The sequence below is a fragment of the Streptomyces sp. NPDC048637 genome (assembly GCF_040650675.1).
Classification (GTDB): Bacteria; Actinomycetota; Actinomycetes; order Streptomycetales; family Streptomycetaceae; genus Streptomyces.
In genome coordinates this window covers 56,013-65,983 of the sequence record NZ_JBEZHQ010000046.1, presented here as the reverse complement: position 1 = coordinate 65,983, position 9,971 = coordinate 56,013, and the positions used below count along the sequence as shown (strand labels likewise).

Sequence of the window (9,971 nt, the reverse complement as noted above, 5' to 3'; positions counted from 1 at the left end):
CCCCTACCCTCACTCCTGTCACGGGTTTCCTGCGGTGTCATCTCCGGTGGGGGGGCCCGGGACGCAGTCGCGTCCCGGGCCCCTCACAGCTGTACCGCTCGGCGTCAGGCCGCCGCGGCGCCGCCGCCGTTCTTGTTGATCAGACGGGGCAGCATACGGAAGCCCACACCGCCCGCGATCATCGTCGCCGCACCGATGAGCAGGAAGGTGGTACCGGAGGAACCGGTCTCCGCCAGCTCGCCGCCCTTGGCCTGCTGCTTGGCCTGGCCAGGCGTGTCAGCGATCTGCTCCTTGCCCTGGCCGGGCTGCTCGATCGGCTTGGAGCCCTCGTTGTCGGGGCCGGTGCCGGTGTCGCCAATGGTGCCGTTGCCACCGTTGCTGTTGCCGCCGGTGGACTCGTCACCACCGGTCGTGCTGCCGGTGCCGCCGGTGGACTCGTCACCACCGGTCGTGCTGCCCGTACCGCCGGTGGACTCGTCACCACCAGTGGTGCTGCCGGTGCCGCCGGTGGACTCGTCACCACCGGTCGTGCTGCCGGTGCCGCCGGTGGACTCGTCACCACCGGTCGTGCTGCCGGTGCCGCCGGTGGACTCGTCACCGCCGGTCGTGCTGCCGGTGCCGCCGGTGGACTCGTCACCACCGGTACCGCCGGTGCTGTCGTCACCACCGATGCCACCGGTGCTGTCGTCACCACCGATACCGCCGGTGCTGTCGTCGCCGCCGATCTCGCCACCGGTGGTGTCGCCGCCTGTGGTGTCACCGCCAGTGGTGTCGCCACCGGTGGAGGAGTCACCACCGGAGTCGCCGCCGCCGATGAGCCCACCGATAATGCCGCCGATGATGCCGCCGTCCTGGCCCGGGGTCTCACCCGGGCTGGCCGCGGAAGCAGCGCCGGCGGCGGTGAGCGACGCACCGGCCGCAATCACCGCACCGGCCGCAATGCGCGCTACGCGCAGCCGCGTCTTCTTCGTCATGTACTGCTACCCCCAGTAGCTGAACTCGTCATGGGAGCACCGCTGTGCGGGGCGACGAGCCGGTGCCGGGGTACGCGAGCCTCAGCTCCGTACAGCGGCCAGGCCGCCCGATTCCCCGTTACTGCACGCGCCCCAGACATACGCATGCCGCGCTCAGCCTTCCCAGTTCGGCCACTATCGTCAAGGCCGATTAAAGGCCGGATGCCCGAATTACCAAGAGTTGGGCGGTACATGGACATACGACTGTGACCAAACCGCCACAGCAAAAACAACTGCCTCCCCAAAGGAGGCAGTTGTTTACCTTCGGACGGGACCGGCCCGCTACTTCTCCTGCTGCTTGCGCCAGCGGATTCCGGCCTCCAGGAAGCCGTCGATGTCGCCGTCCAGAACACCCGTGGGGTTGCCGACCTCGAACTCGGTCCGCAGGTCCTTGACCATCTGGTACGGGTGCAGGACATACGAACGCATCTGGTTTCCCCAGGAATTGCCGCCGTCGCCCTTGAGCGCGTCCATCTTGGCCTGCTCCTCCTGGCGGCGGCGCTCAAGGAGCTTGGCCTGGAGGACGTTCATCGCGGTCGCCTTGTTCTGGATCTGCGAGCGCTCGTTCTGGCAGGAGACGACGATGCCGGTGGGGATGTGCGTCAGCCGGACCGCGGAGTCGGTGGTGTTGACGCCCTGGCCGCCGGGGCCGGACGAGCGGTAGACATCCACCCGCAGCTCGGACTCGTCGATCTCGATGTGGTCGGTCTGCTCGACGACGGGCAGCACCTCGACACCGGCGAACGACGTCTGGCGGCGGCCCTGGTTGTCGAACGGCGAGATGCGCACCAGGCGGTGCGTGCCCTGCTCGACGGAGAGGGTGCCGTAGGCGTACGGCACCTGCACGGCGAAGGTGGTCGACTTGATGCCGGCCTCTTCCGCGTACGAGGTCTCGTAGAGCTCGGTCTTGTAACCGTGCCGCTCGGCCCAGCGCAGATACATGCGCTGCAGCTTCTCGGCGAAGTCGGCGGCGTCGACGCCACCGGCCTCGGCGCGGATGTTGACGACCGCCTCACGGGAGTCGTACTCACCGGACAGGAGGGTGCGGACCTCCAGCTCGTCGACCGCCTTGCGGACGGCGGTCAGCTCGGCCTCGGCCTCGGCCCTGGCGTCCTCGTCGTCCTCGGCCTCGGCGAGCTCGAAGAGCACCTCAAGGTCGTCGACCCGGCCGCGCAGGTCCTCGGCCTTGCGCAGCTGGCCCTGGAGGTAGGACAGCCGGCTGGTGACCTTCTGTGCGTTCTCCGGGTCGTCCCACAGGGACGGCGCCGCGGCCTGCTCCTCGAGCACGGCGACATCGGCCCTCATCTTGTCGAGGTCCAGGACGGCCTCGATCGACCCCATGGTCGAGGAGAGGGACTTCAGCTCTTCGGATACATCGACGACTGCCACGCACCCAGCCTAACGGCTGCCACCGTCAGCGTGACCCGGCCCCGGCAGGCCGGTCCCGCCGGGAGCCACCCGCAGGGGGGCCACGGCGGCCCGTACGCCGGTCACCGCACCGGGCACCACCGGGGCCGGCGCGGCCACCGCACGCCCGGGGAGCGTCACGGGGTGTCGGGTTCCGACTGGTGGACGCCCGGTGTGGCGCCGCCCGGCTCGTCGTCGCCCGAGGCCAGCCAGCCGCCCAGGCCGGCCGCCACGAGCGCCGCGGCGGCCGCCGCGCCCAGCTTGATCCGGCGGCGGCGCACCGTCTCCGGCGACGCACGGTGCCGCGCCGAGCCCGCCCGGCGCTCACCGGCGGCGCGCGGGGCCCGGGCGGTGCCGTGGGCGCCACCCGCCAGCTCGTCCGGGCCCGGGACGCGCATGCTGGTGTGCGTCTCGCGGTTGGAGTCCGGGACCGCGCCCTGGACCAGCGGGACCGCACCGCGCTGCGGGGTGGCCTCGGCCGGTGCCGCCGACGGGTAGAACGCCTCATCGCGGGAGCCGGCGGCGCCCTCCTGCTCGCCCTCCGGCTCGTCGTCGTCCGGCTCGTCGATGTCCAGCGGCGGGATGCCGACCAGGCCGGGCAGCAGCTCCCGCAGCCGGGCGGCGAGCTCCGGGGCGCGCAGCCGGGAGGCCGGCGCCTTGGCCAGGCACTGCAGCAGCAGCTGCCACAGCTCGTCGGGGATGCCGGGCAGCGGCGCCACGCTCTCGGTCACATGGCGGCGCAGCACCGCCCCGGGGTGTCCGCCCCCGAAGGGCGTGAATCCGGCGAGCAGCTCGTACAGGACCGTCGCCAGCGCATAGACATCCACGGAGGCGCGCGGCGGCAGCCCCTCGATGATCTCCGGGGCGAGGTAATCGGGGGTGCCGATGACCTTGGTCGCCCTGGTCCGGCGCGGGGAGTCGACGAGCCGGGCGATACCGAAGTCGGTGAGCAGCGCGGGGTGCGCGCCACCGGGGCCGAGCGGGCCCTGCATGTCCAGCAGGACGTTCTCGGGCTTGACGTCGCGGTGCACGATCCGGGCGGCGTGCGCGGCGGCGAGCCCGTCGGCCACGTCGGCGGCGATCGCGACGGCGGCCTCCGGGGCCAGCCGCCGTTCGCGCTCCAGACGGGTCCGCAGGTCGGTGCCCCGTACGAGCTCCATGACCAGCGCCAGGTCGTTGCCGTCGACGACGAGATCGCGGACGCCGACGACATGGGGGTGGTCCAGGCCCAGCAGGGCCGCCCGCTCCTGTACGAAGCGGCCGACGAGCTCCTGGTCGGCCGCGAGCTCCTCACGCAACAGCTTGATGGCCACGGCCCCTTCAGGACCCTCGCCCAGCCATACCGTGCCGGCACTGCCGCGCCCCAGGATCTGGTGGGCGGTGTACCGGCTGCCGATCTTCCGTGCCAAGACTGCTCCGACGTGTCGGGCCCCCGAGCGTCCTGCGGGGGCTGAGGTTGGCGTCAAAGCTACGCGGATGCCAGGGGGTTCAATGCCCCGGACGGTGGCAACCTTCACTTCTGTGAGCGAAATTGTCCGCCGGAAGTCGACAAATCCACTGGGTAAGCCTCAGGGCCTGTCCGGCGGATGACGGCCGGACAGGCCCTGAGGCCGCCCGCGGGCTCCACGGAGCACACGGGCGGCGGCGTCAGATGCCGAGTTTCTGCACGAAGCGCTGCACGCTGTGGAAGATCTCACCGAGCTGCGCGAAGAAGCCCTTCGTCGTGCCGATCCACTCCTGGAGCGGGGTCAGCTCCCAGATCAGCCAGGCCGCCACGAACAGAAGTATCAGCGTGAACAGACAGCCCTTGAGACAGCCCAGACCGGGGATCTTCATCGGGTTGGCACTGCGCTGACGGGGCTCGCGCCGGGGCCGCGGCTCCGGGGCGGGCGGCCGCTGCGGCTCGTAACGCTGCGGCGGCGGCTCCTGGCGGCGCTGGGGCGCCTGCGGCTGCTGCTGGGCGTACGGCGCCGGAGCCTGCTGCTGCGCGTACGGCACCGGAGCGGGCGGCTGGCGGTACTGGGGCTGCTGCGGGCGCTGCGGCGGCTGCTGGGGGGCGGCCTGGCGCTGCGGACGGCGGCGCAGCGGGTCCTCGCTGGGGTCCAGGTACTGCACCTGGGTCTGTTCGTTGCGGTCGCGGGCGGCCCGCATCTGGGACTCCCACGGGTGGGGGCCGTCGGGCTCCTGCGGTCCGCCGGCCGGTGCGCCCATGGGCATCGGCGGCATGGCCCGCGTCGGATCGCCCTGCCCCGCGGGGCCGCCCGGGCCGCCGGTGGACGGCAGCACGCTGGTCGCCGCACCCGGGTCGTACGAACCGGCGCCCGACGGGAGCATCTGGGTGGGGTCGGCGTCGCCTCCGCCGGCCTGGCCGCCGTCGGCACCCGTCCCGGGGACCGTGGCGGGCGCGGGGTCGGGGGCGAGCAGCGCGGCCACGCCGAGCGCGGCTTCGGCCTCGGCGGGACGGGCGTGCACCCCGATGCCGGCCGCGACGGTGCGCAGCGCACGGGCGAGGTTCTCGGCGCTGGGCCGCTCCTCGGGCCGCTTGCGCAGACAGTGCTCGATGACCGTCCACAGCGGCTCGGGCAGCGTGCCGGGGCGCTGCGGCTCCTCGCTGAGGTGCCGGTGCAGCACCTCCAGGGCGGTCGACCCGGCGAACGGCGGACGGCCGGTGACCAGCTCGTACATCAGGATGCCGGCGCCGTAGATGTCCACGGCGGAGGTCTGCGGACGGCCCTCGGCGGACTCCGGCGCCACATAGGCCGGGGTGCCGACGAATTCGTGGGTGCGGGTCAGACCCGGAGAGTCGGCCAGCCGGGCGATGCCGAAGTCGGTCAGCATCGGGTGCATCTCGCTGCTGCCGTCCGACCCGGCGAGCAGGACGTTGGCGGGCTTGAGGTCGCGGTGGACCACACCGTCGGCGTGGCTGGCGGCCAGCGCGTCGGCGATCTGGGCCGTGAGCAGCGCGGCGGCCACCGGGCTGAAGGGGCCGTTGTCGCGCAGATAGCGGTGCAGGTCCGGGCCGTCGACCAGGTCCATGACCAGGGCGAGCAGATCGCCCTCGACGACGAGATCGCGGGTACGGACGATGTTCGGGTGGGTGAGCCGCAGCAGGACGGAGCGCTCCCGCAGGAAGCGCATCACCACGTCCGGGTCGTGCGCCAGCTCCTCCTTGAGGACCTTGATCGCGACCGTCTCACCGGGCTCTCCGGCCACGGCGGCCTCGGCGCCCGCCGTCTCCCGCTGGCGGGCACGCCAGACGGTGCCCGTGGCACCGCGTCCCAGCGGCTCCTCGAGCAGGTACTTGCTGCCTACCGGCCGCACGTCATGCGCTCCCTGGTCGTGGTGGATCTCCATGTCCCGGCCCGCTGGGTCAGCTGATCAACTCCGCGCGGCCCGTCCGACCCACTGTAGTGCCGTCGCACAATCTTTTCGGTCCGGCGGCCCAGTGCGGGCTTGTGGGAAAGACGCGGGTTCGGGACGGATGGTTGCCTGCTGGGCACCCGGACGGCGCGGACAGGGCCCGCGCGGACCGGCCGGAGACCCACCGAGCTGACCACGGCGGTCGAAATCCGGCCGGGCACGGCGCGCAAGCAGGCACTTTTTCGCCCTTAGAAGACCAATCAAGATCACTGAACGGCGGTCGGCGGGCGCATTGTCAGTGGCAGGTGCGAGGATGCACCCAGCACGATGCGGTGGGGGCGCGCGGTCCTTGTCGCAACGTGCACTTGGGACTTGTACGTGCCGACGTGCTCGGGTGTGGTGGGGGGAGCGAGCGGGCCCCCTGCCGGATCCCGGCAGAAGGGACCGTTGACGGCGATGCAGATCCGGCTGACCGTCCTCGGGCCGCGCAGCGGCCACACCACACGGGCCTGCGATGTGCTGGTGACGGCCCCTGCCGGGACCGCGCTGGCGGCGGTGGCCGGCTCGCTCGCCGCCTCCGTGGCGGGCTCGGGTGCGGATGTCGGCGGTGCGGGCGGCGGCAGCGGCCCCGTCGTGCTGTACGCCGGGTCCGAGCGGCTCGATCCACAGCGCGCGGCGATCGGCGAGCCCCCGCTGATCGACGGCGCGGTGCTCTCCCTCCAGAGCCCGGGCCCCGCCCCGGCCCACGGCCTGCCGCACGGCTCCGCGCGGCTGCGCGTCATCTCGGGACCCGATGCCGGCGGGGTGCATCTGCTGCACGGCGGCCAGATCCGCATCGGCCGCTCCGCCGACGCGGACGTCCCCCTCGACGACCCCGATGTCTCGCGGCTGCACTGCGCCGTGACGGTCGAACCGGACGGCTCCGTGCACGTCGCCGACCTGCGCTCCACGAACGGCACCGCCGTGGACGGCACCGACCTCGACGAACGGCCCGCGCCCCTGCGGCCCGGCACCCTGCTGCGCATCGGCGAGTCCACCCTGCGTCTGCAGTCCGCGCCCGGCGCCCCGGACCCCGCCCTGCCCACCGCACCGGACGGCGAGGGGCATCTGCGGATCACCCCGGGGACCGCGGACAGCGTCGCGGCGGGACGGACGGAGGAGTACCGGGAGGAGTACAGGGGAGACGGGGCGACGGGTCCGTACGGGGCCACCGTCGCCGCCGCCGGGGCCTATACCGGAGCCGGAGCCGGGGCGTACGCCCAGATGGCCGGCGGCGCGGCCGCTCCCCTGGCCGCTCCCCTGACCGCTTCCCCGCCCGCGCAGGCACCGGCCGCGACCGGGCGCCGGGACACCCCCCTGCGCGGCACCCCGACCGAGTACGACGCACCGGCCCCCGGCCACGGCTCACCGCGCGCCGCCGGCCTGCCCTTCCCGGACGCCTCCACCGGCCATGTCTACGACCGCACCACCGACGGCGGCACCCCGTCAGCCGGTTGGGGCCCCGGCGTCCGGGAGCCGGCCGACGGCTTCCCGGACACCGCGCAGCAGCGGACACACGGCGGACAGCAGGCGCTGGCCCCGGCCGACGAGGCACCCCGTAAGGGCGGTCGGCGGGGCGGTATCGGCGCCTGGGCGCGGCGGCTGGCCGGCGGCCGGCCCGCCGTGGAGCGGCCGGACGAGGCCTTCGCGGTGGAGTACGAACCCGCCGGTGCCCCCGCGGCGGCCCGCGCGGACGCCCCCGACGGCGCCCGGAGCGCGGAGACGCCCGCCGGGCCCGCCGCGGAGGAACGCTGGCCGGATGCCGCCGCGATCCTGCTCACCGCGCTCGGCCCGGGGCCGCGCCTCTGGGAGCGCGGCCCGGACCACCCCGACGCACTGACCGTCCGGCTGGGGACGGCCGCCCGCAGCGGCGGCCGGACCGCGCTGCCGGTCACCGTCGCGCTGCGCCGGGCAGGCTCCCTCGGCCTCGCCGGGCCGCGGGCGCGGCTGACCGGGCTGGCCCGCTGCGCCCTCGCCCAGCTCGCCGCCCTGCACTCCCCCGGCACCCTCGACATCGTGCTGATCAGCACGGACCGGGCGCGTCCTGCCGAGGAGCGGGTGGCGGACTGGTCCTGGCTCGGCTGGCTTCCGCAGGTCCGTCCGGACCGCGGCCAGGACTGCCGGCTGCTGCTCGCGTACGACAAGGATCAGGCCGCGGCACGTACGTCCGAGCTGGTGCGCCGGCTCGACGACGGCCCGCTGGGCCCCGGCTGGGCCGACGCCGAACGGGCGGAGATCGCCGCCGCCGCGGCCCGCCACCAGGGCCCGTACACCCTCGTGATCGTGGACGGCGACCCCGGCACCTCCGCGCTGCGCGAGACCACCGCCCGGCTGGCCTCGGCCGGTTCGGCGGCCGGTATCCATCTGCTGTGCCTGGCCGAGACCCCGGCCGCCTCCCCCGCCTTCCCCCTGGCCGCGACGTACGAAGCGGCCCGGACGGCGTCGCCCGCTTTCGGGGAGTGCGGGGCGGTCGCGGTGCTCAGCGGCGATGTCGCCACGGCACTGCGCGTCGTCCAGCCGGGCTCGGGGCCCAACGGCACGGTCGCGACGGTGGACGCGGTCTCCGGCGCCTGGGCCGAGCGGTTCGCCCGGGCGCTCGCGCCGCTGCGCGAGACCGATGCGACGGCCACGGCCGGCGGTGGCGCGGCGATGCGGACGGCCGTCCCGCTGCCCGATGCGGCGCGGCTGCTGGACGAGTTGGGGCTGGCCCGCGCCACCCCGGCGTCCCTGATGGCCCGTTGGGCCGCCGCCCTGGACACCGACCGGCCCGGCGCCGCCGCGGTGCTCGGCGCCGGACCGCACGGCCCGCTGTGCGCCGACCTCGCCGCCGACGGCTCGCATCTCCTCCTGGAGGGCGCCGCGGCCACCGGCAAGACCGAGCTGCTGCGTTCGCTGGCCGCCTCGCTGGCCGCCGCCGACCGCCCGGATCTGCTGTCGCTGGTGCTGGTGGACGGCGGTGGCAGCGAGCGCGGCGAGGGGCTGCGGGTGTGTACGGACCTGCCGCATGTCACGACGTATCTCGGCGCCTCGGACCCGGTCCGGATGCGGGAGTTCGCCCAGGCGCTGTCCTCGGAACTGAAGCGCCGGGCGGAGATACTCGCCGGCACCCCGTTCGCCGAATGGCGCAGCAAGCATCTGCCGGCGCCGCGGATAGCCGCACCGCGGCGTTCGGCCGAGGGCGGTGACGGAGAGCAGGAACCAATCACTCTCCGTAATCGTTGCCGGAACAAGGAGGAGGGAGGCGGCACTCCGGCAGACCCGTCAACGACCGGCACCCTCCGCCTCCGCGCCCGCAGCGGGGCACCCGCCGAGGACACCGCACAGCAGCCCGCGGTGCCGATGCCGCGGCTGTTCGTGCTGGTCGACGACTTCGACGCGCTGGTGGCGCCGGCACTGGGCAGCACGGGCCGGCCGTCCGCCGGGTCCGTGGTGCGCGCCCTGGAGGCGGTGGCCCGGGACGGGGTGGCGCTCGGCGTGCACCTGATAGCCGCGACCGGCCATCCGGACCGTACGGCGGAGACCGCGACCAGCGAACGGGCCGGTCTGCGCGTCCAGTTGGGCGCGGCCACCGATGCGTCCGAGCCGGTACCCACGGGCCGCGGGCGGCTGCACCGCGCCGCGGACGGCTCGTCGACACCGTTCCAGGCGGGCCGGGTCACGGGCCGGATACCCCGTACATCCACCCTCCGGCCGACCGTCGTCCCGCTGGAGTGGCAGCGGATGGGCGACCCGCCGGCCCGGCGCCCGCTGCGCGAGCTGGGCAACGGCCCGACGGATCTGGCCCTGCTCGCCAGCGCGCTGCAGCGGGCCGCGCAGTCCTCGGGTGCGGCGGCCGCCCCACCCCTGCTGTGAGCCGCATCCGGCGCCCATAACAGCCCTGTCACGCCCATAACAGCCCCGTCACGAAAGGCCGGTTGACGGGGAAGGCGGTATTGCGGACCCCGTGGGCAGGGCGTAGGACTGTCGCACACGGCACCATTGCGTCGCCGCACCACTGCGCCACCGCACCGCCGCACCACTGCGTCGCCGCACCACTGCGTCGCCGCACCATTGCGCCACTGCAGGGCGCAGGACGCCGCACCGCTCACGGAACACCGCACTGCGATGCGCCGCAGCGCATCGAACGCCACACCGCGAAGCGCCGCACCCGCG

General features: G+C 74.2%; 5 protein-coding genes. 1 reads left to right on the top strand and 4 read right to left on the bottom strand.

What is annotated here, in order from left to right; translation table 11 throughout:
- Window positions 1-104: 104 nt before the first annotated feature.
- From AB0C46_RS35635 to AB0C46_RS35620, 4 genes are all read right to left on the bottom strand, one after another.
- Window positions 105-974 carry an LPXTG cell wall anchor domain-containing protein gene (locus AB0C46_RS35635; protein WP_362833099.1) on the bottom strand — a complete coding sequence of 290 codons (870 nt, stop codon included), beginning with the start codon at window positions 972-974 and terminating at the stop codon, window positions 105-107.
- 321 nt (window positions 975-1,295) lie between these two features.
- Window positions 1,296-2,402 carry a peptide chain release factor 2 gene (gene prfB / locus AB0C46_RS35630; RefSeq protein ID WP_362833098.1) on the bottom strand — a complete coding sequence of 369 codons (1,107 nt, stop codon included), beginning with the start codon at window positions 2,400-2,402 and terminating at the stop codon, window positions 1,296-1,298.
- A 155-nt stretch (window positions 2,403-2,557) separates the two neighbouring features.
- Window positions 2,558-3,829 carry a serine/threonine-protein kinase gene (locus AB0C46_RS35625; protein ID WP_362833097.1) on the bottom strand — a complete coding sequence of 424 codons (1,272 nt, stop codon included), beginning with the start codon at window positions 3,827-3,829 and terminating at the stop codon, window positions 2,558-2,560.
- 238 nt (window positions 3,830-4,067) lie between these two features.
- A complete protein-coding gene (locus tag AB0C46_RS35620) occupies window positions 4,068-5,741 on the bottom strand; it encodes a serine/threonine-protein kinase (protein WP_362833096.1) in 1,674 nt (557 codons plus the stop codon).
- Window positions 5,742-6,236: 495 nt separating this feature from the next.
- On the opposite strand from AB0C46_RS35620, the gene AB0C46_RS35615 reads away from it, so the two are divergent.
- The gene (locus AB0C46_RS35615) at window positions 6,237-9,671 is read left to right on the top strand and encodes an FtsK/SpoIIIE domain-containing protein (RefSeq protein WP_362833102.1); all 3,435 of its coding nucleotides are present in this window, start codon (window positions 6,237-6,239) and stop codon (window positions 9,669-9,671) included.
- Window positions 9,672-9,971: the final 300 nt, after the last annotated feature.

Excerpts from the sequence above, each read along its gene's own strand:
- AB0C46_RS35635 (WP_362833099.1), bottom strand. The coding sequence starts at position 974 with ATGACGAAGAAGACGCGGCTGCGCGTAGCGCGCATTGCGGCCGGTGCG.
- AB0C46_RS35615 (WP_362833102.1), top strand. The coding sequence starts at position 6,237 with ATGCAGATCCGGCTGACCGTCCTCGGGCCGCGCAGCGGCCACACCACA.